We start from the raw sequence: 22,141 nt of genomic DNA, 5'->3' as shown, positions 1-22,141 counted from the left end.
CATGTCACTTCCGGCCTATTACACCACCAAGGACAAGGTCTGGCATTACGCCTTTCGCGTGATCTGCTTTTCGATCTTCTTCTTCTTGCTGGCGCCGATCCTGATCATGATCCCGCTCAGCTTCAACGCGGGGCCCTATTTCACCTTTACCCGTGAAATGCTGACCCTGAACCCCGAAGGCTACAGCCTGCGCTGGTATCAGGATTTCCTGGGCGACGAAGGATGGATGCGCTCTATCAGCAACTCCTTCATCATCGGGATCGCAGCCACCGTCCTGTCGACCAGTCTTGGCACGCTGGCAGCGCTCGGCCTGTCGCGCGCAGAAATGCCCGCCAAAGGGTTGATCATGGGCATCCTGATCTCGCCCATGATCGTGCCGCTGATCATTTCTGCCGCAGGCATGTTCTTCTTCTTCTCGCAGATCAACATCGCGCAGACATTTGTGGGTGTGGTGCTGGCACACGCAGCCCTTGGAACGCCGTTCGTGGTTATCACGGTCACTGCCACTCTGGTCGGATTTGACCAGTCCCTTACCCGCGCCGCTGCGAACCTCGGGGCCTCCCCCACGACAAACTTTTTCAAGATCACCATGCCGCTGATCCTGCCGGGCGTGATTTCAGGCGCGTTGTTCGCGTTCATCACGTCCTTCGACGAAATTGTCGTTGTGCTCTTTGTGGCGGGTGTCGAACAGCGCACCATCCCGCGCGAGATGTGGTCGGGCATTCGCGAAGACATCAGCCCAACCATCCTTGCGGTGGCGACGATCCTGGTGCTGATCTCCATTGCCCTGCTTACGGTGGTGGAACTGCTACGCCGTCGGGGCGAGCGGATGCGCGGCCTGTCACCACAATAAACGCTGGAAAATCAACCAGAAAGGCGCGTCGCAAGACGCGCCTTTTTGCATTCGCGGGCCGCGAAACCAGACTGATCAACCAAGCCCTAGTTTGAGCAAGAGCAGCCGGCGTCCAAAGCTATCTGAATAATGGTGCGGTCGAGAAGACTCGAACTTCCACGGGAGTTACCCCACAGCGACCTCAACGCTGCGCGTCTACCAATTCCGCCACGACCGCACGTGGTTGGTAGGGGCCTGATACTCATTTCGCTGCGTCTTGAAAAGGGCAAAAAAACCATGTTGCGTCGCGCCGTCCCTAAAAAAGCGCGCCCCGGTTCGGGGGCGCGCTGCATCTTCATAACAAGGTCGCGATACACCTATTGCAGGCTGAAAACAGGCAGGGTTGCCGTGGCCTTGTCCGTGCCGCTATCAACGCCCTCATCAAACACTGCCGCGCGCAACAGGTCATCGCGTTCCGGCTGCATTGGCGCAAAGACGGCGGTTTTCGCCGGGTCCAGCCCGTGTTCATACCATGCAAGCGACAGGTCATCGCGCTTGGACGCGCCGAACCCTTCGGTCAGATGGTGGCCCATCAATTCGCCATAGGCGCGTTCCCCCATGGCAACGAGCAGCAAGCCCGACCCGATTGCCAGCACCATGTCATCTTGCTTGTAGCCCACGGCCAAGCAGATACGGGCCGTCGCGCCAAGCTGTTCGGGGTTCATACCGGTGGAGAGGATAAACCCACCGACATCGCTCATGACCTCTTCGCGAGGTTTGACCGACAGCGCGCTGACATGCGGCTGAAGGCTGGGCGCAAAACCGGCGCATTGCGCCGCGATCTGGTCGGGCGTAGCCCCCTGCACTTTGGCGATCAGCGCCTCACCATCGGCCATGGCGTAGGTGCGTGCCAGACAGAATTGCTCGGCGATCACGATCGCACGGTCATTCATGGTCTGAAGGGTCGTGAACCCGCCATTGGCGTTGGTCAGCAGATTGACCTTGTTGCAATGCGATGCAAGCGAACGCGCGCCCTGCCCGCCCCCGAAGAAATTGGGGATCGCGGGCGCTGCCTCTGCCGATTGCGGAGCGGGATTGCGGGCCGCAGGCTGGGCCGACGGGACAGACAAAGCGACCTCGGTCGTGGGCGATGCGGGCTGCGCGGGCACGGTCGGCGCGGCGACAGCCACCGGCGCATCCGATGTCCCCATCTCGCATGTGCCGCGGGTGCAGGTGAACATGGCAGGGGTTACGTTGAAGGCCTGAAAGTCGTTGCGCACATAGCCGTCGGGCGTAGAGAGAAACGCCTGGACCGTGCAGGCTTGCGCAGAGCACCAAAAGGCTGATCCGGTCACGGATGTGTCCAGAATGTAATCGGTGCGTCCGTCGCCATTCATGTCGGCCAGTTGGATGAAGCCCGCGCGCTGAACAAGCTGCTCGGCATTGGGATCGGACGACGCCGCGATTTCATCTACCGCCGTGGCAACAGGTGCGGGCAGACCGTAATTGCCCGCGCTGCGTGCCGGGCTACGGCCCGACAGCTCATCGCGGACAACAAGGATCAGCCCGCGCATACCCTGCGGATGGCTGGAAACTGTCTGCGCCACTTGCGGGCCACCCATGATGGCGCGCTGATGCGCGGTGACAAGAATGTTGCGCTCGAAATCCGTAAGTTGGCCCGTGGCGGCAAATCCGGCGAAGACCTGATACTGCGAGGCGCCTTCGCGGGACCGGCGCCCCAGGACACCATCGGCAGTGCCGACATTCCACCCGAAATGGTTGAGCGCGGTCTGCACCGACCGGTTCTGTTCGCGCTGTGCCGTACTTACGCCAGAGGATCGAACGACACGCTGCGTGCGCGGCTGCGACTTGCGCTGGCCATTCGCGATTGCGCCGCCGATGATCCCACCGATGATACCACCGACCAGCCCGTCCTGCGCGCGCGCCTGCTCTATGGGCAAGGCCGCAACGCTGAGAGACAGGGCCGTTACCAAACTGATTTTCCCAAACATATGCTTTCTCCCGACAAATGATCCTCCAAGGATACTCCAGCTTGGAGGGAGTCGGTAACGAAAAGTTCAAAAGCCGGAAGAGCCGTCAGCCGTGCAGGGCCGATGTCCTCCAAAGCTTGCGGAGTGTCGGGCGCAGCACCATAAGCAGCGCTATGGCCACCCCGAGCGCGATAAGCACAAAGCCGGTGTCGGGCGTATCGGGCAGCAACGCGCGGTTGATCGCGCGACCGGGCAGGAAATTGAACATACCCGCGATGATTACGCCGAACCAATACAGGTTCATGTATATCCGTCGGTGCACGGCGATACGGCCCGCCCGCGCGTGGCGCACCCCTTCCCAAAGCGACCAGAGCGTGACCAGCGCCAGACCGTGCAGCGGGCTGAATGGCCCGATCACGGCAAAGCTGTGAATGGCGAAAGAGGACAAGGCCAGCGCCGCCATGGCACTGACCCAAACATAGCCTGTAATCTTGTGGGTCTTGGTGCCCGGCCGCATATAGAGCGCGACAGGCCCCAGCAAGATGGCAAGCAGACCGGCGGCGACATGTGCTTGTATAACGGGTGCGGCGTCCAAAATCGGAGAGAGTGTCATGATAGCGTCCTTGCATTGGCGTTCGTGTTGCTGTGCGCTATTGGGGTGGCAGAGCATCGCGGATCACCCAACCCCGGATGCGGCAATGACAAGGATCGCTACGTGAGTGACAGCCCCACGCAACTGGCGCTTCGTGAATGGCGCAGCCATATTCGCCATCCTGCGACGCTGGTTGCACTGGGCGCGGTGGCGGTGATTCTGACGCTTGTGGCCCCATATGGCACGGGCGACGCGCTGCGCCCCTTTCCCCGTTTGGGCTACTGGGCGCTAATCATCCCTGCGACCTACGGCGCCGGCAGTCTGGTAGTCACATTGCTGCGCCATGTGCTGCCCCCTTGGCCCTATGCACTACGCATGGGCGTGGCAGGGCTGGCGGCGGGCGTTACCGTGGCCTTGGTCGTGTTGGGCATAAACGCGGTTGCCCTTGGGTTCGTACCCGACCGCGCGGCGCTGCCCGGTTTCATCTTGAACGTGGCGGGCGTGGCAATGGTGGTCACACTCGCGATTGCGGCGGTCACGCGCCATTTGGCCCAGCAGCCCCCCGAACCCGACCAAGCCGCCCCGCCGCCTGTCTTGCAGCGCGTTCCGTTGGAAAAACGCGGCGCGCTGATCGCGCTGTCCGTAGAGGATCATTACGTTCGGGTGCAGACCACGGCGGGCGCAGAGATGGTGCTGATGCGCCTGTCCGATGCCATCAAGGAAACTGGCACCGTCGCCGGCGCGCAGGTGCATCGTTCGCATTGGATCGCCTATAATGCCGTGCGCGCGGGCCGCCGCGACGGCGACCGCGCCATTCTGACACTTGTGTCCGGCGCCGAAATCCCTGTCAGCCGCAGCAACCTGCCCAAGGTGAAGGAGGCGGGGCTTTTGCCCCGGTAGCGCATGGTCGAATGGATCACCTCGGACGGGCTGACCGACTACGCCGAAGCCTGCGCTTTCATGGAGGCGCGCGCCGAAGCCATTGCGCGCGGTGAGGCCGAGGAGTGCATCTGGCTTGTCGAACACCCGCCGCTTTACACGGCCGGCACCAGCGCCAAACCCGACGACCTGACCCAGCCCGACCGCTTCCCCGTCTACCCATCCAAACGCGGCGGGCAGTATACCTATCACGGCCCTGGCCAACGGGTTGCATATGTCATGCTGGACGTTGGCAAACGCGGGCGCGATGTGCGCTGTTTCGTGCGCGACCTGGAGGCGTGGGTGATCGCCACGCTGGCCGAATTCGGGGTGACGGGGCATATCCGTCCCGGGCGGGTCGGCGTCTGGATAGATCGGCCGGAAAAGCTCCCCCTGCCCGACGGCACCGCACGCGAGGACAAAATCGCCGCCATCGGCATTCGCCTGCGCCGCTGGGTCAGCTTTCATGGCCTGTCCATAAATGTCGAACCCGATCTGTCGCATTTCGACGGGATCGTGCCCTGCGGCATTCGCGGACATGGTGTGACCAGCCTTGTGGACCTTGGCCTTCCCGTCACGATGCAAGATCTTGACCTTGCGTTGCGGCGCAGTTTTGACCAAACCTTTGCGCAACAGCCCAAGACCCGCGCGGATTGAACGCCGTAGGCATTCCAAGTTGAAGGGGCACCGGCGATGCAAAACGACCGCACTGTGTTGCGCGACGCCGAAATACGTTTGCGCAACATTCACCGGCACCAGTGGCACCTGTTGCGCAACCGGATGCTGCGCAAGGGGCGGCTGTTCCCGAAGCTCGCCCTGCCCCAGACCATGGATGAGAAATTCCTGTGGCGAAAGCTGTTGGATCACGATCCGCGTTTTGTCATCATGTCCGACAAGCTGGCGACCAAACGCTGGCTTGCCGCGCGGTGGCCGGAACTGCCCGTCGCTTCGGTGCTATGGACCAGCCGAACCGGCCGTGACCTGCCCTATGACCTGTGCGCGCCCGGTGTTGTGCTGAAATACAATTGCGGCTCGCACACCAATCTCGTGCTTGGGTCCGATGTCCCCGCACGCAAGCATCTTGTGGGGCGTCTGCGAAGCTGGCTGCGCACGGATTACGGATGGGAGACAGGCGAATGGGGCTACAGCCCGGTGCGCCGCCGCGTGTTCGCAGAGGCAAACGCCTTTCCGGGCCGTCCGGTGTCAGAGATTAAAGCCTATATGCAAGGCGGATTTCTGGACCGGCTGGTGATGATTTATCAAGATGGCCCCAAGAAGACGGCTGCGATCTGGCAGGATCATGGTCAAGGTCTGGAACTAACGCAAGCAACCGCGGCCGTGTCGCCCATACGGGACACGCGCCCGCTGCCCGAGGTCGCGGCGCGTGCCTGCCGGATCGCCCGCATGATCGGGGCGGAGTTTGACCATGTCCGGGTCGATTTCATGACGGACCTGCAAGACCTCGTGGTCGGTGAAATGACCATCTACAACCTTGGAGGCCGTGTTTCGGATCTTGGCCATCTGCGGGACGTGCGCATGAACCGACACTGGGATCTGCGCCGCAGTTGGTTCTTGAACAGCTACCACACGGGCTGGAAACAACGATACGCAGCCGCGCTGCGCGCGCAGCTGGACAGGCAGGCCGAAAACGACCCTGTTATGGCAGAGGTTGCCGCGTTGCCGTGTTCTGTCTTTGACATATGCTATGATGACTACGCGCCCGATTGATCGTTCCAAGCAACGGGTTTGCCGACTAGCAACCGGGCCAGCGCACACGACTGCGTGATGCTGTGGTCAGCGCCATGCAGCCAAAACCGGCACGTGCCAAATTACCCTGATGTAGATCAAAAAAATTGAATATGCGGCATATCGCGCGTTGCCTCAGAAAAAGAGACATTCTACAAGCATGGTATGCCGCGTCATGCCGTTTTGGCCTGCGCGGAACGGAATCGGGCGCACGGCACAGGCCGGGTGCACCTGCAAACAGCCGCCGGAAAGCGCGGCAGGAAACGGGAACTGGAGTAGCCAATGGCCGACGCAGCCACCCATGACCATGGGCACGAGGATCCTCGCGGGTTCTTCACCCGGTGGTTCATGTCTACCAACCACAAGGATATCGGTATCCTTTACCTGTTCACCGCAGGGATCATCGGGTTCATCGCGGTAGCCTTCACGGTCTACATGCGGATGGAGCTGATGGAACCCGGCGTGCAATACATGTGCATGGAAGGCGCCAGCTTTACCGCACAGGAAAACTGCACGCCGAACGGGCATATCTGGAACGTGTTGATCACGGCGCATGGCATCTTGATGATGTTCTTTGTGCTGATTCCGGCGCTTTTCGGTGGCTTTGGTAACTACTTCATGCCCCTGCAGATCGGTGCGCCGGATATGGCGTTCCCGCGCCTGAACAACCTGTCCTACTGGCTGTTCGTGGCGGGCTCTACGCTGGCCGTGGCGTCGGTTCTGTCGCCGGGTGGCAATGGCCAGCTTGGCTCTGGTGTGGGCTGGGTGCTGTATCCGCCGCTCTCGACCAACGAATCCGGCTATTCGATGGACCTTGCGATTTTCGCGGTCCATGTGTCGGGGGCGTCGTCCATTCTTGGTGCGATCAACATTATCACCACCTTCCTGAACATGCGCGCGCCGGGCATGACCCTGTTCAAGGTGCCGCTGTTCGCGTGGTCGATCTTCATCACCGCGTGGATGATCCTGCTGGCCCTGCCGGTTCTGGCTGGCGCAATCACCATGCTGCTGACGGACCGCAATTTCGGCACCACGTTCTTTGACCCGTCGGGTGGTGGCGATCCGGTTCTCTATCAGCACATCCTGTGGTTCTTCGGCCACCCGGAAGTGTATATCATCATTCTGCCCGGCTTCGGCATCATCAGCCATGTCATCGCGACCTTCTCGCGCAAGCCGGTCTTCGGCTACATGCCGATGGTCTGGGCCATGATCGCCATTGGCGTTCTGGGCTTCATCGTCTGGGCGCACCACATGTACACGGTGGGGATGTCGCTGTCGCAGCAGACCTACTTCATGCTGGCCACAATGACGATTGCGGTGCCGACCGGCATCAAGATCTTCTCTTGGATCGCGACAATGTGGAAAGGCTCTGTCAGCTTCGAGACACCCATGCTCTGGGCGTTCGGCTTCCTGTTCCTGTTCACCGTGGGCGGTGTGACCGGCGTAGTGCTGTCTCAGGCCCCCATCGACCGGGTGTACCATGACACCTACTACGTTGTAGCGCACTTCCACTACGTGATGTCGCTGGGCGCGGTGTTCGCGCTGTTTGCCGGTATCTACTTCTGGATCGGCAAGATGTCGGGGCGGCAATACCCTGAATGGGCGGGCAAGCTGCACTTCTGGGCCATGTTCATCGGCGCCAACCTGACCTTCTTCCCGCAGCACTTCCTCGGGCGTCAGGGCATGCCGCGCCGCTATATCGACTACCCGGATGCCTTCGCGCTCTGGAACTATGTCAGCTCTATCGGGGCATTCATCAGCTTTGCGTCGTTCCTGTTCTTCATCGGGGTGATGTATTACACGCTGCGCCACGGTGCCCGTATCACCCAGAACAACTACTGGAACGAGCACGCAGACACGCTGGAATGGACCCTGCCTTCACCGCCGCCCGAGCACACGTTCGAGCAGCTTCCCAAGCCAGAGGACTGGGACCAGCAGCGCAAGGGCAAGCGTGATGGCCTGATCCCCGACGCGGCAGAAAACCTCTGATCGCGGACGGACCAAGATTGCCTGCAATCTGGACGATAACACCCAAGGCCTCGGGCATCGCGCCCGGGGCCTTTGCCGTGGCGCAATCGGACGGGGCTGAATACCGGCTGGACCTGTCGCCGCATCTGTCCATGGGGCCGCAAGGCTTTGTCACCATCATTGGCATTAGCGCCGGATTGCTGGCGCTGCCCCTGATCGGGGTGCTGGGCACGCCGGTCCTGTGGGGCCTGATCCCCTTTGCCGGCGTGGCACTCTGGGGCCTGTGGTATGCGCTGCAACGCAACGGGCGCGAACGCACCATGCTGCACGAACAACTGCGCCTGACACGCGACGTGATAGAGATCACCCGCATCAACCCGCGCAAACCCGAACAACATTGGCAGGCCAACCCATATTGGGTGCGGTTGTCGCTGTTGGAAAAGGGCGGGCCGGTGGAAAACTACCTAACGCTCAACGGCGGCGGGCGTGCGGTGGAACTTGGCGCATTCCTCAGCCCCGAAGAGCGCGCCGCGCTGCATGACGAATTGGCCCGCGCGCTACGTTACTTGCGCTGACCGGGCGCGCTGACGCTGGAACACGTCCGCGACCCGCGCCGCGCGCCGACGATCAATCACGCACTCGGCACCGTGCCCTTCCGGCCGGAACCGCGCGCGAAACGCCGCCAAACGACATTCGGGCGGCGCACTCGGATAGCCGATCCGGGTCAAGCTATCCTCGAAAACCGAGTCCTCTGCCAGCCCCTCTGGCCAGACTGATAGGCCCGTGCGCGCCAGCCCCCGCCAATCGAAACGCGGGCCGGGATCTTGCTTGCGGGCGGGCGACATATCGGCATGCCCGATCACATCCACCGGCGCGATCTGCCAACGCCCCATAACGCCTGTCAGCAATCGCTCCAACGCGCCCATTTGCGGCGCGGGAAAGGGTTCTGCACCGGTATTGACCAACTCGATCCCGATAGACCTAGAGTTGATATCCGTCAGCCCGTCCCATGTCCCGGCACCGGCATGCCATGCGCGCATCTCCTCTGCGACCATGTGAACACAGGGGCCATCGCGGTCGATAAGGTAATGCGCCGACACCTCGGCACTCGGGTCGCACAGCCGCGCCAAGACCTCATCGGCGTCGCGCATTGCAGTATAGTGTAGAACAACGAGTGTGGGGCGCAGCCCATCGCGGCGCGGCCCGCAATTCGGCGACGGATGCCAGATCACGCTATTCGCGCGCTTTTACCGTCGTCGCGGCCTGACGGAACGGCGCCGGGTCCCACCAGCAGGCAAAGCCGTCACCATCGGGATCCATGTGTTCGGGGTCGTTCTCTGGCCCGCCCGCGGCCAAGAACGCCTCTTGCGCCAGATCCTGATGGGGATATTGCGCGCATGCGGCTTCCCAACGACGCCAGCGAAGCAGATGACGACGCGTGTACCGCTCTTCGCCCACATTATGGCGGGTTGAAAGCGCATACATAAACAGGTTCGGCCCGCTTGCTGCCGGGGCTTCTGCCGCTGTGACGCGCACTTGCGGAACGTAATCGCGCCGCACCACGCGGTTTTGCGTCGGCGTCCCGAACGGCTGGGCCTCATAGCTCTGTGTGCTGACACCCTCTTCAGACGGGGCTGCGGGCGCAGCAGCAACCTGCTGTCCGGTGTTGAAACCTTGCGGTTGCTGCGGTTGCCGCACCTGTTGCGGCAGTGGTTGGCTCTGAAGCGAGTTTGTCGCAATCGGCTGCCCAATCGGCGCCTGCGGTGGCATCTGCGTTTGCGCAGCGCCAAACCCCTGAGGCTGGAAACCGATGGGCGCGGTTCCGGCGGCGGGTTGCGGAGCCGCCCGCGCCGCTGCAGCCTCTGCCTGACGAATACGCGACAACTCTTCTTGCGCGCGCATGTATTGGGCATAGTCGCTGAACCCAACACCCCCGCCCGCCGTGTCGACGACATTCGAATAGGGCGCACCCCCAGTGCAGGCAGACACCAGAACAAGGGCGCAAAAGGCTAGGGGAAAACGCATGGGGCTACTCTCGACGCTCGATTGTTTTTTGGAACCCTACCACCATTTGGACGGTTTGGCCACAAAGCCGGCGGCCTGCTCCAACACATGGGCGGTCTTGAGCAATTCACCCTCGTCCCATGGTTGACCGATCAGTTGCAAGCCCAGGGGCAAGCCCTTGGAATCCAGACCCGCGGGCACCGAAATTCCCGGCAATCCGGCAAGGTTAACCGTAACCGTGAACACATCGTTCAGATACATCTGAACAGGATCCGCATTGGCCATTTCGCCCAGACCAAAGGCGCTGGACGGGGTGGCGGGTGTCAGGATCGCATCGACACCCTCTGCGAAAACCGTCTCGAAATCGCGCTTGATCAGCGTGCGCACCTTGCGCGCACGGTTGTAATAGGCGTCGTAGAACCCCGCCGACAGAACATAGGTTCCGATCATCACGCGGCGCTGCACCTCTGGCCCGAACCCTTCGGCGCGGGTTTTCTCGTACATCTCTGTAATGCCATCGCCCGCCGCCAGCGTCGCGCGGTGTCCGTAACGCACCCCGTCATAGCGCGCGAGGTTGGACGACGCTTCTGCGGGCGCAATCACGTAATATGCCGGCAGCGCGTATTTGGTATGCGGCAGGCTGATCTCGACAACCTTGGCACCCGCATCGCGGAGCATATCCGCGCCCCTGTCCCACAGCGCCGCAATCTCTTCAGGCATGCCCTCTATCCGGTATTCGCGCGGGATCCCGATGGTCTTGCCGCGAATATCACCAGTCAGCATCGCCTCGAAATCCGGCACGGGCAGATCGGCGCTGGTCGAATCCTTTGCGTCATGCCCGGACATCGCTTCCAACATGATGGCCGCATCGCGCACGGTTTTGGTCATTGGACCAGCCTGGTCAAGCGACGAGGCAAAGGCCACGATCCCCCAACGCGAACAGCGACCATAGGTCGGCTTTATGCCCACGGTGCCGGTAAACGCGGCAGGCTGACGGATGGACCCGCCCGTATCGGTCCCGGTCGCGGCCAGACACAAATCCGCCGCCACGGCTGCCGCAGATCCGCCCGACGACCCGCCGGGCGTCAGCGCACGCCCGTCCACCTTCCACGGATTGACGGCATTGCCATAGGTGCTTGTCTCATTGCTCGACCCCATGGCGAATTCGTCCATGTTCAGCTTGCCCAGCATGACTGCACCCGCATCACGCAATTTCGCGCTGACGGTGGAGTCGTATTCGGGGCGGAACCCATCCAGAATGCGGCTGGCAGCCTGGCTGGCAACGCCCGTGGTGCAAAACAGATCCTTGATGCCGATGGGCAGGCCGCACATGGCCGGTGCATTGCCCGCTGCCAACCGCGCGTCAGCGGCACCCGCGCGCTCCAGCGCAAGGTCGGGGGTGTTATGCACAAATGCGTTCAGCGCACCCGCGCCCTCGATTGCGCCAAGGCACGCTTCGGTCAGCGCGACTGAACTCGTCTCACCGCTGCGCAACAGATCGCGCGCCTCGGCCAGTGTCAGCTTGTTCAGATCGCTCATTCCACCACCTTCGGCACCGCAAAGAAACCTTCGCGCGCATCCGGCGCGTTCGACAAGATTTTCGCCTGAATATCGCCATCCGTCACCCCGTCGATACGGCGCGGCAACCGCATGGGCGTGACCGATGTCATCGGCTCCACGCCCTCGACATCGACCTCGCCCAGCTCTTCCATGAAATTCAGTATGCGGCTCAGGTCTTGCGCAAGCGCGGGCAGTTCACCCTCTGCCACAGCAATGCGCGACAGTTTGGCGACCTTGCGCGCGGTCTCCAGATCAATTTCGGACATATCGCCTCCGCCGGGGTATCGGTTTAGCAAGCGGTTTATCCAGATGGCGGGCGGGGTGCAAGCGCGCCCGAGCGCATGTGGTTGCAATAGACCAGGATCATCCAGCCCAGCATGACGCCGTTCAGAATGTGCCACATGAAATGCGTGCCAACGGAAAATGCGGCGCAAACCGGCGCATCCGCCATCCGGAACCCGAGCGAGACAACGAGTATACCCGCCCCGACAAGCAGGCCCCGCCCAGTCGCGCTGCGCCGCAACCACAGCCCATAGCCCGCGATCAACACCGCCACGCTGGCATAGAGCGCATTTCCACCGGGCAAAACAGCGCCGAAGACCCACGCGAAACCCGCAGCATACGGAAAGAACGCGGCCGCCGAAAAGGCAGCGACACGGGCCGAAGCGCCCAGATAGTCGCGTGTCGCGGCGAACAGATACACGAGGATGAACAGCACAATGAACAACACGTCGGCCACGCTGGACCAGCCCGTCGCATGGGTGTGCCACAAATAGGACCCGACACCGATCAACGCCAGAACAACCGCCATCACGCGGGCCAGGATCAACCCTCTGGTTCTCGGCCAGACATATACCGCCGCTATCACAAATGCGATATTCGTCACTGCGTTGACAGGTTCGGACCAATAGGAAAAATCCGTTCGTTCACAATAGGCTATCACCTGTTCGAACATCTTTGACCTCTAGCGCAACTTTTCAAAAAACGATGTCAGCAATTTGCGTGCGGCATCAGCCTCCAGCCCGTCATACACCTGTGGCACATGATGGCATTGCGGATGCGAAAAGACCCGCGCGCCATGTGCGACCCCCCCGGACCTCGGGTCCGACGCGCCGTAATACAGCCGCCGCAACCGCGCATGCGCCACGGCTTGGGCACACATCGCGCATGGCTCCAGCGTCACATACAGATCGCAGTCCAAAAGCCGTTCCTGCCCCAAGGCCGCGCAGGCGGCACGAATGGCCAAAACCTCGGCATGGGCCGTCGGATCGTTGCGCTCCCGCGTCCGGTTGCCCGCGGCCGCCAGCACCGTGCCGCTGCGATCAACGATCACCGCCCCCACAGGCACTTCGCCGCGCGTGGCGGCGTTGCGGGCTTCCCGCAAGGCCAAAGGCATATAGCTGCGAAACCGGATCATACCCTGACATGCCGCCGCGCCCGCTCAAAAACAAGCCCATTCATCCTTGCACAAATATCCCGGGGGAGTCGCGCGCCAGCGCGACGGGGGCAGCGCCCCCTGACCCATAGCCTTGGCGCGTCAGCGCCTCCGCCAGATTTGGCAAATGTCGTCCCCCGCAGGCTGCACGCGGCATAGCGCGAATTTTGGTGCGTCGGCCAGCCGGTCCAGCCCCAAAGGTCCCAATCCGGCGCGACCGTCAGCGCCGATCAGCTTTCCGGCGCCGAAGATGACAAGTTCATCTACCAGACCGGCCCCGATCAACCCCGCGCCCAGCGCGCCACCGCCCTCGCAGAGCACCCGCGTCAGGCCTTCGCGCGCCAGCGTCGCCATCATCGCGCGCGGCTCCAGCGTGCCATCTTGTTCGGGGCATCCGATCAGGCGCGCGCCCGTCTGGGTCCATCCTTCGGGAACGTCTTGCGCGTCGCCGTACAACATCCAGACAGGGTTGGCACGGGCGGTTCGGCCCAATTGTCCGTTCGGGTCCAGATCCATCTTGCGACTGGCCACCACGCGCACCGGTTGCCGCGCGATCCCCAGATCGCGGACGCGTAAATCAGGATCGTCCGCACGTGCTGTTCCGGCACCGACCAGAACCGCGTCATGACGGGCACGCAGCGCATGCACGGCGCGGCGCGCCTCCGGCCCGGTGATCCAGCGGCTTTCGCCGCCGGCCGTTGCGATCCGACCATCCAATGTCAGTGCCAGTTTCAGGGTCAGCCACGGGCGACCTGCTTCCAGGCGCAACAGAAAGCCAGCATTCGCGTCGCGCGCAGCGCTGGCCTCGACCCCTTCATGCACTTCCAGCCCGGCGGCGCGCAGCCGCGCATGGCCGCGCCCTGAAACGCGCGGGTCCGGGTCGGTCAGTGCCGTGACCACTCGGATCACGCCTGCGCCTATCAGCGCATCACTGCAAGGCGGTGTGCGGCCATGATGTGCGCAGGGCTCCAGGCTGACATAAGCGGTCGCGCCGCGTGCATCGCAGGCGGCAAGCGCCATGGCCTCGGCATGGGGGCGACCGCCGGGCTGCGTCCACCCGCGCGCCAGAATGCGCCCGTCGCGCACGATCACACAGCCGACGGCCGGATTGGGCCAGACCTGCCCCAACCCACGTCTGCCCAAGGCTATCGCCAGCCGCATGAAGCGGCGGTCAGCAGCGTTTGGCACGGGTTACTCCGTGTCTTTCGGTTCCGGGCGCAGTTCAGAGACGAATTTGTCGAAATCGTCCGCTTCCTGAAAATTCTTGTAGACCGATGCAAAGCGCACATAGGCGACGGTATCAATGCGCGCCAGCGTTTCCATCACGATCTCTCCGATCAGCTTGGACGGGATATCGCTGTCGCCCAGGCTTTCCAGCCGCCGCACGATGCCGCTGATCATCTGGTCCACGCGTTCATGTTCGATATTGCGTTTTTGCAGCGCAATCCGGACCGAGCGTTCCAGTTTCTCGCGGTCGAACGCCTCGCGCCGGCCATTGGTTTTGACAACGACCAGATCGCGCAATTGCACGCGTTCATAGGTGGTAAAGCGCCCCCCGCAGGCCGGGCAAAACCGGCGACGGCGGATTGCGCCATGGTCCTCTGCGGGACGGGAATCTTTCACTTGCGTGTCGGTATTGCCGCAAAAGGGACAGCGCATCAGCAGCCTCGGGGTTTGAATTCGGATGTCCCCAAGAACTATACCCAACACCAAGGCTTTGGGTAGCGCATAATCGCACCCACCAGATCATGCGGGCGCGCCTGTGGCATGCAAGACTCAGCGCAGAACGATCACGCGGGTCTGGTCCATCCCTTCTTCGCGCACCATGTCGAACAACACGCTGGCATTGGCCGGATCGAGCCGCACGCACCCCGCAGAGGCCGGACGGCCAAGGCGGCTGACCTGGTCCGTGCCATGAATGGCGTAATGTCCCGAGTAGAAAATCGCGAACGGCATGGGCGCGTTGTTATACCGGCTGGAGCGATGATATTTCGAAAGCAGTTGCGGACGCCACTGCCCCGTGGGCGTGATCTTGCCCGGCCTCGCTGTGGACACCGGCCATTCATGCACAAGTGTGCCGTGGCGATAGACATACATTTTTTGCTCGGCAATACTGACGCGCGCAACGACGCGATCAGCCAAGGCACTGGTGGTAAACAGCAGCAACGCGGCCAAAGCCGCAAGAAATGGGCGCATGGTCAGATCCCCCCGGAAAAACAATGCAAGTTTTGGGCAGCAGTAATGCGACAATCTGGCCCGATGCGGACGGCCAGAGTCAAGCGATTTGCGCGCGTTTTGGCTTGAACCGGCGCTGTTTGGGTGGCATCTGCCACGCATGGAAAACACCAAGATAGCACTTGTCACAGGCGCATCCCGCGGGATCGGGGCGGCTCTGGCCGAAGAACTGGCGGCGCGCGGGTGGCATGTCGTGGCCGTGGCCCGCACCATGGGCGCGCTGGAAGAGCTGGACGACCGGATCAAGGCGCGCGGCGGTGCGGCCACTCTGGCGGCAATGGATGTGACGGTGGATGACGCCATGCGCCATCTGTGCCGCGGCATACATGACCGGTGGGGCAGCGTCGGGCTGTGGGTGCATAGCGCCATTCAGGCGCCGCCGCTGTCGCCCGCCAGCCATCTTGCCATCAAGGAATGGGACAAGGCCTTGGCGGTGAATGCCCGCGCGACCGGCGTGCTGATCCCGATGGTTGCGCCCTTGCTGGCGGCCAGCCCCGACAAGGGCACGGCGCTTTTCCTGGATGATGCCGCCGCAGAAGACCGCTTTCACAGCACATATGGCGCCACGAAACTGGCGCAGATGGCGCTTGCGCGGGCTTGGGCTGACGAGTCGCGCAAGACCGGCCCGCGCGTGCTGGTCGAGCGCTGCGCGCCGATGCCGACGGCCCTGCGCGCGCGCTTCCATCCCGGAGAGAACCGGGACGCGCTGACACCTTGCGCAGCAGAAGCGGCGCGGTTGGCGGACCTGATCGGTTAACCGGCCTCGGCCTGCACCGCTTGACGGGCGCGGGCCGAATCGCGGTCGGCCATGCCCAGCAGGTTGCTTGCCAGCCGCATGAACCCGTCTTCCTCGAAATCGCGGGTTTCATCGGCCAGCACCACGCGCCACAGGTCTTGCAGATATTCCATGCGGTCATCATGCGCGATCTCGTCCTTGATCGCCTTGGTCAGATGCACCGTATCGCCCGCGCTGTGCTCCAGATCTTCGCCATCGGACAGCATGTCGGCAGAGCCATAGCGGCGGGTCAGAACCTTTTGGATCACCGCCTTTTCCTCTGCCGCATACTCGCCATCCGTGCGCGCCACCCGGACAAGCAGCGCCGCCACGGCGGCGCGCCCGTCAGCAGGCTTCGGGGCCTCTGGTTTGCGAAACAGCCGCCCGATCATGCCGCTGGCACCGGCCCGCCTTCAACCTCGCCCGTGGTATCGGGCGTAAAGGTCATGGCCAATCCGTTGATGCAGTGGCGCTTCCCGGTGGGTTGGGGACCATCGTCAAAGATATGGCCCTGATGCCCGCCGCAATTAGAGCAATGCACTTCGGTGCGCACCGTGAAAAAGCTGCGATCCGGGCGTGTGCCAGTCGCGCCGTCCATCGCTTGCCAGAAACTGGGCCAACCGGTGCGGCTGTCGAACTTTGTTTCCGACCGGTACAACGCCTGCCCGCAGCCTGCGCAGTTATAAGTGCCCGCGCGGTCTTCTTTCAGCAGTGGCGAACGCTCGCCCATAAGCGAGTTGGTGAAGGCCCGTTCGGTCGCTTCTTCGCGGAGCACCGCGAATTGCGCGGGCGTCAGGCGCGCGCGCCATTCTTCTGTGCTGAGCGTCAGCGGGAAATTCCCCTCGCCCGCCACGGCGCGTGCACCATAAAATGCAAGGCCCGTGGTGGCCAGAAATGTGCGTCGGTTCATGAAACCCTCCTGTTCAGATCATATACCCTCTACGCGGGCGAATACCGATTGGTTTCAGATATAATGTAAGATTACGTCATAGCTTCAACAAGCTCGCGTGATCTGCCATTATCCCCACCATGAGTCTGCCCCCCGGTTTTCTGGATGAACTGCGCAACCGTGTTTCGATCTCGTCCGTTGTCGGGCGCAAGGTCACATGGGACATGCGCAAATCCAATCAGGCCAAGGGCGATTTCTGGGCGCCCTGCCCGTTTCATCAGGAAAAGACCGCGTCCTTCCATGTCGATGACCGCAAAGGGTTTTATTACTGCTTCGGGTGTCATGCCAAGGGCGACGCACTGACCTTTCTGCGCGAAACAGACAACATGTCGTTTATGGAAGCGGTCGAGGTGCTGGCCCGTGACGCGGGCCTGCCAATGCCCGAACGCGACCCCCGCGCCGCCGAAAAAGCCGACCACCTGTCCGAATTGGCAGAGGTGACAGAAGCCGCCGTGCGGTTCTTTCGCATGCAGCTCAGCACATCGGCGGCGTCTGGCGCACGCGACTACCTGAAAGGCCGCGGGCTGGCGCAATCCGCGCTGGACCGGTTCGAAATCGGCTATGCGCCGGATGCGCGCCAAGCGCTTTGGACCGCGCTGACGAACGCGGGCGTGGCAGGCGACAAGATCATAGAGGCCGGGCTTTGCGCCAAACCCGATGACGGGGGCGCGCCCTATGACCGGATGCGCGGGCGCATTATTTTCCCGATCCGCGATGCACGCGGGCGCTGCATCGGGTTTGGCGGGCGTGCCCTGAGCCCGAATGCGCGGGCGAAATATCTGAATTCGCCGGAAACTCCGCTCTTTGACAAGGGACGCGCGCTTTACAACCTTGGTCCCGCGCGCAGTGCGTGCGGCAAGGGCAAACCGCTGATCGTGGCCGAAGGCTACATGGACGTGATTGCACTGGCGGAAGCCGGTTTTGAGGGGGCGGTCGCCCCGCTTGGCACCGCGATCACCGAAGACCAGTTGCGCCTGATGTGGCGCGTCTCTCCCGAACCCGTCATCGCGCTGGACGGGGATGCGGCCGGCCTGCGCGCGGGGTTCCGGCTGATCGACCTTGCCTTGCCGCTGCTTGGGCCCGAGCAATCGCTGCGGTTCTGCCCGCTGCCAGAAAAGATGGACCCGGACGACATCTTGCGCCAGGGCGGCACACCGGCCATGTCCAAGCTGGTCGACGGCGCTGTGCCGCTTGTTCAGCTTTTGTGGCAACGCGAAACCGAAGGGCAGGTCTTTGACAGCCCCGAACGGCGCGCAGCACTGGACAAACGACTGCGCGCCGCTTTGGCGAAAATCGCCGATCCGGGGCTGCGCGGGCATTACACCGACGAAATCAAACGCTTGCGGTCCGAATTTTTGCGCCCGGCGCGGCGGGAATGGTCGGGGCGGCCCGCAACCGGCCGCTTTGCGCCCCCTGCCAAACCGCTCAGCGCCACACGCAGCACGCGGCTTGCCAGCGCGCCGGACAATGCGATAGCCGAAGCAATGCGCGAGGAGCTGATCATCGCGACGCTACTGTGCCACCCGGCACTGGTGTCGGAATTCGAGAGCGATCTGGACAGGCTGACCTGCCACGACCCGGCACTGGCGCAGCTTTGCGCGGCGCTGCTGGACGGCGATACCCCCGATGACGCGCAAACCGCCGAGCTATTGACCCTGCCCCATGTCGCGATTGCGCCGCCGGTTCGCAGCAGCGATGCGGGCTTTGTGCGGCTATGCCTGCGCGACGAATTCGCCAAATACTTCGCGCGCGACGGCCTGACGGCAGAGCTGCGCGACGCGGTAGAGGATATGGGCGATCTGGCGGATGAGGGCGTGACCTTCCGGCTTGCCCGCGCCGCAGAAGCGCGCAACAGTTCGGAGCGTGCAAGACTGACCGATTCGACCGATCTGGGTGAAGATCGCGCGGCACTTTCGAGCGAATTGCAGCGTCTGATCGAATCAGAAGTCTGGGTGAAACGGAAAAAGTGACCGATTCGTAACGATACCGCCGGCTTGGACAATCAAATCTGCATTGTATAACTGGAAAATCCGCTGCTCTGCCCCTACATCTTACCCAGCCGTGATACGCTCAGAGCCGATTCGCCCGATTCGGCCAACGCGCATCCTTGCATTTTAATCGGGAGCTTCCATGGCCGCTAAAGATACCGACGACACGCGCAGTGATGATCTGGAAGTTGACGACAAGTCCGTCAGCCAAGCCTCGGTCAAGAAGATGATCGCGCAAGCCAAGGACCGCGGCTACATCACCTACGAGCAGCTCAACAAAGCGCTGCCGCCGGATCAGGTGTCGTCTGAACAGATCGAAGACGTCATGTCGATGCTGTCCGAAATGGGCGTTAACGTTGTTGAGGACGACGACGAAGGCGACGGCGACGAAGCCAAGGGCGGCGAACTTGTCGAAGTCGCTGGAGCGCGGGATGTGACGGTCGCGACATCGTCAGGTTCTGAAACCCTGGACCGGACCGACGACCCGGTGCGCATGTATCTGCGCGAGATGGGGTCGGTCGAATTGCTGTCGCGCGAGGGCGAAATCGCCATCGCCAAACGGATCGAGGCCGGGCGCAACACGATGATCGCCGGGCTGTGCGAAAGCCCGCTGACCTTCCAGGCGATCACCATCTGGCGCGACGAATTGCTGAACGAAGACGTGCTGTTGCGCGATGTGATTGATCTGGAAACCACCTTCGGCAACAGCCTGGAGGGTGAAGACGGCGTGCCTGTCACCGAAGGGCTGAGCGAAGGGGCCGCGCAACCGAAAACCGAGCGTTCGTCAGAACCCGAGTTGGACGCTGACGGCAATCCAATCTCAAGCGCCGAGGATGATGACGAGGACGACGACCAGACGAACCTGTCGCTCTCGGCGATGGAAGCCGCGCTCAAACCGCGCGTACTGGAAACGCTCGACCGCATTGCCGCCGACTATGAGCGCTTGGCCGAAATGCAAGACGCCCGGATCGACGCAACGCTGCGCGAAGCGGGACGGTTCAGCGACACGCAAGAAGCGCAATACCAGTCGCTGCGCAGCGAGATTGTGGAACTCGTCACCTCGCTTCACCTGCACAACAACCGGATCGAAGCGCTGGTTGACCAGCTTTACGGGATTAACCGGCGGATCATGTCGATCGACAGCGCCATGGTGAAGCTGGCCGATCAGGCCCGCATCAACCGGCGTGAATTCATCGACGACTATCGCGGCTCGGAACTGGACCCGACATGGTGCGACCGCATGGCCGAAAAGCCGGGTCGCGGCTGGCAAGCGCTGATGGAACGGTCGCGCGACAAGGTAGAGGAATTGCGCGCCGACATGGCGCAGGTCGGCCAGTATGTTGGCGTCGATATCAACGAATACCGCCGCATCGTGTCTCAGGTTCAGAAGGGCGAGAAAGAGGCGCGTCAGGCCAAGAAAGAAATGGTCGAGGCCAACCTGCGTCTGGTGATCTCGATTGCCAAGAAATACACCAACCGTGGCCTGCAATTCCTTGATCTTATTCAGGAAGGCAATATTGGCCTAATGAAGGCCGTGGACAAGTTCGAATACCGCCGCGGCTACAAGTTCAGCACCTATGCGACGTGGTGGATTCGTCAGGCGATCACCCGCTCGATTGCGGATCAGGCGCGGACCATCCGCATTCCTGTGCACATGATCGAAACGATCAACAAGCTGGTGCGCACGGGCCGCCAGATGTTGCATGAAATCGGGCGCGAACCGACCTCGGAAGAGCTGGCCGAAAAGCTGCAAATGCCGCTGGATAAGGTCCGCAAGGTGATGAAAATCGCCAAGGAACCGATTTCGCTGGAAACGCCGATTGGCGACGAGGAAGACAGCCAGCTCGGCGACTTTATCGAGGACAAGAACGCCCTGCTGCCGCTGGATTCGGCGATTCAGGACAACCTGCGCGAAACCACGACGCGGGTTCTGTCATCGCTCACCCCGCGCGAGGAGCGGGTTCTGCGGATGCGCTTTGGCATTGGCATGAACACCGACCACACGCTGGAAGAAGTGGGCCAACAGTTCAGCGTGACGCGCGAACGCATCCGCCAGATCGAGGCAAAGGCCCTGCGCAAGCTGAAGCACCCGTCCCGGTCGCGTAAATTGCGGAGTTTCCTGGATCAGTAATTCAGTCGGGATCGTAAGACGGGACAGGGGCGAACAGCCCCTGTTTTGCTATTCTCACAGTGTGATCGATTCTAGGCGGTCGTGCACTCTGTCCAGCCAATCCCCCCGCGTGGTGGTCAGCGCAGCGCGGTAGGCTTGCCAATCCTGCGCCAGCGCCGCCAACATGTCGGCATCCGCCGCCACCTTTTCCACCACCCACCAGCGGTTCCATTCGTAGGCCAGTGACCAATCCGCCTCGTCCAGCCGCGATTCCGGCAAGCGGTAGTGAAAGGTCGGGCGGCCACCCTTCAGGTGGTCCGGCGGCACATCGGCCAGCGTGTCGGGGCAGGCATCTTGCAGCAGCGGCAGCAGGTCCAGTCCGTAGCTGCGCGACGGGGCGTGCTGCGCATAGGCGCGGCCCAGATCGGTCAGCGCCCACCCTTCGGCCCCGGCCAGCGCGTCCACCAAGGCACGCGGCCACGGGTCCACGAAGGGCATGACACGGCGCGCGGGGTCCAGCGGGTCGGCGGCGCGCAGCCAATCCTCCAGCAGCGCGTAGGCGCGGGCAATCGCGATCACCGCACGGTCGGATTGGGGACGTTCGGGGTTCAGATGCACGCCGAAACTGTAGGCCAGTTGCGCGCGCGAGCCTTTTGCGCCCGCCTCTGCCAGCTTTGCAAGCACCCCCTCGACCGCAGGTAGATCTGATTGGGCCATAGGGGCCGTGACCACCTCGACCGGCACAAGGTCGCCCAAGATGTCGGCGGCCATATCCTCGACCCAAGCGTTCTTGAGGGTAATGTCCAACTCTACCTTGACCTTGCCGAACCGCCCGCCGGTCAAGACCAGATCGCGCGGCCCGTCGCGGGTGATGGTGCCGCCCCATTCATGGCTTACGATGTCGGCGGCCTGTTCGGGGGTCAGCCCCGCGAATTCCACCTCAACACCCGTGCAGCGGTTGGCGCTGGATTGGCCGTCATGGTCGGGCAACGGCAAGAATCGGTCGCGCGGCAAGGAAGCGTGCAGATCATCCATGGC

At 62.5% G+C, this 22,141-nt stretch carries 23 protein-coding genes and 1 tRNA gene; 9 read left to right on the top strand and 15 right to left on the bottom strand.

Annotation, left to right across the window (positions count from 1 at the left end; all coding sequences use genetic code 11):
* The first annotated feature begins 1 nt into the window (after position 1).
* Positions 2-853, top strand: coding sequence for an ABC transporter permease (locus tag ROE7235_RS01745; RefSeq protein ID WP_121092939.1), 852 nt, complete (start codon positions 2-4; stop codon positions 851-853).
* A gap of 130 nt (positions 854-983) precedes the next feature.
* Here ROE7235_RS01745 and ROE7235_RS01740 read toward each other — a convergent pair.
* The 3 genes from ROE7235_RS01740 to ROE7235_RS01730 all read right to left on the bottom strand — a co-directional run bounded on the left by ROE7235_RS01740 (position 984) and on the right by ROE7235_RS01730 (position 3,436).
* Positions 984-1,070: transfer RNA gene (locus ROE7235_RS01740), tRNA-Leu, on the bottom strand.
* 139 nt (positions 1,071-1,209) lie between these two features.
* The gene (locus tag ROE7235_RS01735) at positions 1,210-2,844 is read right to left on the bottom strand and encodes a peptidoglycan-binding domain-containing protein (protein WP_121092938.1); all 1,635 of its coding nucleotides are present in this window, start codon (positions 2,842-2,844) and stop codon (positions 1,210-1,212) included.
* Positions 2,845-2,929: 85 nt separating this feature from the next.
* A complete protein-coding gene (locus ROE7235_RS01730; RefSeq protein ID WP_121092937.1) occupies positions 2,930-3,436 on the bottom strand; it encodes a DUF2306 domain-containing protein in 507 nt (168 codons plus the stop codon).
* Positions 3,437-3,538: 102 nt separating this feature from the next.
* Here ROE7235_RS01730 and ROE7235_RS01725 point away from each other — a divergent pair, with 102 nt between their 5' ends.
* The 5 genes from ROE7235_RS01725 to ROE7235_RS01705 all read left to right on the top strand — a co-directional run bounded on the left by ROE7235_RS01725 (position 3,539) and on the right by ROE7235_RS01705 (position 8,622).
* The gene (locus ROE7235_RS01725) at positions 3,539-4,315 is read left to right on the top strand and encodes a LytTR family DNA-binding domain-containing protein (protein WP_183073253.1); all 777 of its coding nucleotides are present in this window, start codon (positions 3,539-3,541) and stop codon (positions 4,313-4,315) included.
* Positions 4,316-4,318: 3 nt separating this feature from the next.
* Entirely contained in the window at positions 4,319-4,990 is a 672-nt protein-coding gene (gene lipB / locus ROE7235_RS01720) for a lipoyl(octanoyl) transferase LipB (RefSeq protein WP_121092935.1), read from the top strand.
* Between the two features lie 36 nt (positions 4,991-5,026).
* On the top strand, positions 5,027-6,061 hold the full coding sequence (locus ROE7235_RS01715) for an ATP-grasp domain-containing protein (RefSeq protein WP_121092934.1): 1,035 nt from the start codon (positions 5,027-5,029) through the stop codon (positions 6,059-6,061).
* Positions 6,062-6,361: 300 nt separating this feature from the next.
* Positions 6,362-8,068, top strand: coding sequence for a cytochrome c oxidase subunit I (gene ctaD / locus ROE7235_RS01710; protein WP_121092933.1), 1,707 nt, complete (start codon positions 6,362-6,364; stop codon positions 8,066-8,068).
* Between the two features lie 17 nt (positions 8,069-8,085).
* Complete coding sequence (locus ROE7235_RS01705; RefSeq protein WP_121092932.1) at positions 8,086-8,622, top strand: DUF2244 domain-containing protein; 537 nt, start codon at positions 8,086-8,088, stop codon at positions 8,620-8,622.
* On the opposite strand, the gene ROE7235_RS01700 is transcribed toward ROE7235_RS01705, so the two are convergent.
* The 9 genes from ROE7235_RS01700 to ROE7235_RS01660 all read right to left on the bottom strand — a co-directional run bounded on the left by ROE7235_RS01700 (position 8,605) and on the right by ROE7235_RS01660 (position 15,242).
* Positions 8,605-9,279, bottom strand: a complete 675-nt coding sequence (locus ROE7235_RS01700; protein WP_245963854.1) for an N-acetylmuramoyl-L-alanine amidase — start codon at positions 9,277-9,279, stop codon at positions 8,605-8,607. The genes ROE7235_RS01705 and ROE7235_RS01700 overlap by 18 nt on opposite strands.
* A 1-nt stretch (position 9,280) precedes the next feature.
* Positions 9,281-10,072, bottom strand: coding sequence for a hypothetical protein (locus tag ROE7235_RS01695; RefSeq protein WP_121092930.1), 792 nt, complete (start codon positions 10,070-10,072; stop codon positions 9,281-9,283).
* A 36-nt stretch (positions 10,073-10,108) separates the two neighbouring features.
* On the bottom strand, positions 10,109-11,590 hold the full coding sequence (gene gatA / locus ROE7235_RS01690; protein ID WP_121092929.1) for an Asp-tRNA(Asn)/Glu-tRNA(Gln) amidotransferase subunit GatA: 1,482 nt from the start codon (positions 11,588-11,590) through the stop codon (positions 10,109-10,111).
* A complete protein-coding gene (gene gatC, locus ROE7235_RS01685) occupies positions 11,587-11,877 on the bottom strand; it encodes an Asp-tRNA(Asn)/Glu-tRNA(Gln) amidotransferase subunit GatC (protein ID WP_121092928.1) in 291 nt (96 codons plus the stop codon). The genes gatA and gatC overlap by 4 nt, the downstream gene beginning before the upstream one ends.
* Before the next feature lie 35 nt (positions 11,878-11,912).
* Positions 11,913-12,440, bottom strand: a complete 528-nt coding sequence (locus ROE7235_RS01680; protein WP_306418847.1) for a hypothetical protein — start codon at positions 12,438-12,440, stop codon at positions 11,913-11,915.
* A 135-nt stretch (positions 12,441-12,575) separates the two neighbouring features.
* Positions 12,576-13,025: a nucleoside deaminase gene (locus ROE7235_RS01675; protein ID WP_121092966.1), complete on the bottom strand. Its 450-nt coding sequence runs from the start codon at positions 13,023-13,025 to the stop codon at positions 12,576-12,578.
* Positions 13,026-13,148: 123 nt separating this feature from the next.
* Positions 13,149-14,234 (bottom strand): bifunctional diaminohydroxyphosphoribosylaminopyrimidine deaminase/5-amino-6-(5-phosphoribosylamino)uracil reductase RibD, encoded by a 1,086-nt coding sequence (gene ribD / locus ROE7235_RS01670; protein WP_245963853.1) that lies wholly within the window; start codon positions 14,232-14,234, stop codon positions 13,149-13,151.
* A 3-nt stretch (positions 14,235-14,237) separates the two neighbouring features.
* Positions 14,238-14,705: a transcriptional regulator NrdR gene (gene nrdR, locus ROE7235_RS01665; RefSeq protein ID WP_121092925.1), complete on the bottom strand. Its 468-nt coding sequence runs from the start codon at positions 14,703-14,705 to the stop codon at positions 14,238-14,240.
* 117 nt (positions 14,706-14,822) lie between these two features.
* Positions 14,823-15,242: a L,D-transpeptidase gene (locus ROE7235_RS01660; RefSeq protein WP_121092924.1), complete on the bottom strand. Its 420-nt coding sequence runs from the start codon at positions 15,240-15,242 to the stop codon at positions 14,823-14,825.
* Between the two features lie 139 nt (positions 15,243-15,381).
* Between ROE7235_RS01660 and ROE7235_RS01655 the strand changes: the two genes are divergently transcribed.
* Positions 15,382-16,038 (top strand): SDR family NAD(P)-dependent oxidoreductase, encoded by a 657-nt coding sequence (locus tag ROE7235_RS01655; protein ID WP_121092965.1) that lies wholly within the window; start codon positions 15,382-15,384, stop codon positions 16,036-16,038.
* Here the strand turns inward: ROE7235_RS01655 and ROE7235_RS01650 are convergent.
* Both ROE7235_RS01650 and msrB read right to left on the bottom strand, forming a co-directional pair.
* Positions 16,035-16,448, bottom strand: coding sequence for a tellurite resistance TerB family protein (locus tag ROE7235_RS01650; RefSeq protein ID WP_121092923.1), 414 nt, complete (start codon positions 16,446-16,448; stop codon positions 16,035-16,037). The two genes, ROE7235_RS01655 and ROE7235_RS01650, sit on opposite strands and share 4 nt — an antisense overlap.
* On the bottom strand, positions 16,445-16,966 hold the full coding sequence (gene msrB, locus ROE7235_RS01645; protein ID WP_121092922.1) for a peptide-methionine (R)-S-oxide reductase MsrB: 522 nt from the start codon (positions 16,964-16,966) through the stop codon (positions 16,445-16,447). Before msrB ends, ROE7235_RS01650 begins: the two co-directional genes overlap by 4 nt.
* Positions 16,967-17,085: 119 nt before the next feature.
* Here msrB and dnaG point away from each other — a divergent pair, with 119 nt between their 5' ends.
* The gene (gene dnaG / locus ROE7235_RS01640) at positions 17,086-18,975 is read left to right on the top strand and encodes a DNA primase (protein ID WP_121092921.1); all 1,890 of its coding nucleotides are present in this window, start codon (positions 17,086-17,088) and stop codon (positions 18,973-18,975) included.
* A 160-nt stretch (positions 18,976-19,135) separates the two neighbouring features.
* The gene (gene rpoD, locus ROE7235_RS01635) at positions 19,136-21,124 is read left to right on the top strand and encodes an RNA polymerase sigma factor RpoD (protein ID WP_121092920.1); all 1,989 of its coding nucleotides are present in this window, start codon (positions 19,136-19,138) and stop codon (positions 21,122-21,124) included.
* A gap of 54 nt (positions 21,125-21,178) precedes the next feature.
* Here the strand turns inward: rpoD and ROE7235_RS01630 are convergent, their stop codons facing one another.
* Complete coding sequence (locus ROE7235_RS01630; protein WP_121092919.1) at positions 21,179-22,138, bottom strand: amidoligase family protein; 960 nt, start codon at positions 22,136-22,138, stop codon at positions 21,179-21,181.
* Between the last annotated feature and the right edge of the window lie 3 nt (positions 22,139-22,141).

Origin of the sequence: Roseinatronobacter ekhonensis, assembly GCF_900499075.1 — a bacterium.
Taxonomy (GTDB): Bacteria; Pseudomonadota; Alphaproteobacteria; order Rhodobacterales; family Rhodobacteraceae; genus Roseinatronobacter; species Roseinatronobacter ekhonensis.
The sequence above is the reverse complement of the archived record's forward strand: the minus strand, read 5'-3'. Positions and strand labels throughout refer to the sequence as shown.

Coding starts and splice junctions, on each gene's coding strand:
- lipB (WP_121092935.1), top strand. CDS start 4,319: ATGGTCGAATGGATCACCTCGGACGGGCTGACCGACTACGCCGAAGCC.
- ROE7235_RS01735 (WP_121092938.1), bottom strand. CDS start 2,844: ATGTTTGGGAAAATCAGTTTGGTAACGGCCCTGTCTCTCAGCGTTGCG.
- msrB (WP_121092922.1), bottom strand. CDS start 16,966: ATGAACCGACGCACATTTCTGGCCACCACGGGCCTTGCATTTTATGGT.
- nrdR (WP_121092925.1), bottom strand. CDS start 14,705: ATGCGCTGTCCCTTTTGCGGCAATACCGACACGCAAGTGAAAGATTCC.
- gatA (WP_121092929.1), bottom strand. CDS start 11,590: ATGAGCGATCTGAACAAGCTGACACTGGCCGAGGCGCGCGATCTGTTG.
- dnaG (WP_121092921.1), top strand. CDS start 17,086: ATGAGTCTGCCCCCCGGTTTTCTGGATGAACTGCGCAACCGTGTTTCG.
- ROE7235_RS01745 (WP_121092939.1), top strand. CDS start 2: ATGTCACTTCCGGCCTATTACACCACCAAGGACAAGGTCTGGCATTAC.
- ROE7235_RS01730 (WP_121092937.1), bottom strand. CDS start 3,436: ATGACACTCTCTCCGATTTTGGACGCCGCACCCGTTATACAAGCACAT.
- ROE7235_RS01695 (WP_121092930.1), bottom strand. CDS start 10,072: ATGCGTTTTCCCCTAGCCTTTTGCGCCCTTGTTCTGGTGTCTGCCTGC.
- ctaD (WP_121092933.1), top strand. CDS start 6,362: ATGGCCGACGCAGCCACCCATGACCATGGGCACGAGGATCCTCGCGGG.
- ROE7235_RS01660 (WP_121092924.1), bottom strand. CDS start 15,242: ATGCGCCCATTTCTTGCGGCTTTGGCCGCGTTGCTGCTGTTTACCACC.
- gatC (WP_121092928.1), bottom strand. CDS start 11,877: ATGTCCGAAATTGATCTGGAGACCGCGCGCAAGGTCGCCAAACTGTCG.
- ROE7235_RS01650 (WP_121092923.1), bottom strand. CDS start 16,448: ATGATCGGGCGGCTGTTTCGCAAACCAGAGGCCCCGAAGCCTGCTGAC.
- ROE7235_RS01630 (WP_121092919.1), bottom strand. CDS start 22,138: ATGGATGATCTGCACGCTTCCTTGCCGCGCGACCGATTCTTGCCGTTG.
- rpoD (WP_121092920.1), top strand. CDS start 19,136: ATGGCCGCTAAAGATACCGACGACACGCGCAGTGATGATCTGGAAGTT.
- ROE7235_RS01655 (WP_121092965.1), top strand. CDS start 15,382: ATGGAAAACACCAAGATAGCACTTGTCACAGGCGCATCCCGCGGGATC.
- ROE7235_RS01715 (WP_121092934.1), top strand. CDS start 5,027: ATGCAAAACGACCGCACTGTGTTGCGCGACGCCGAAATACGTTTGCGC.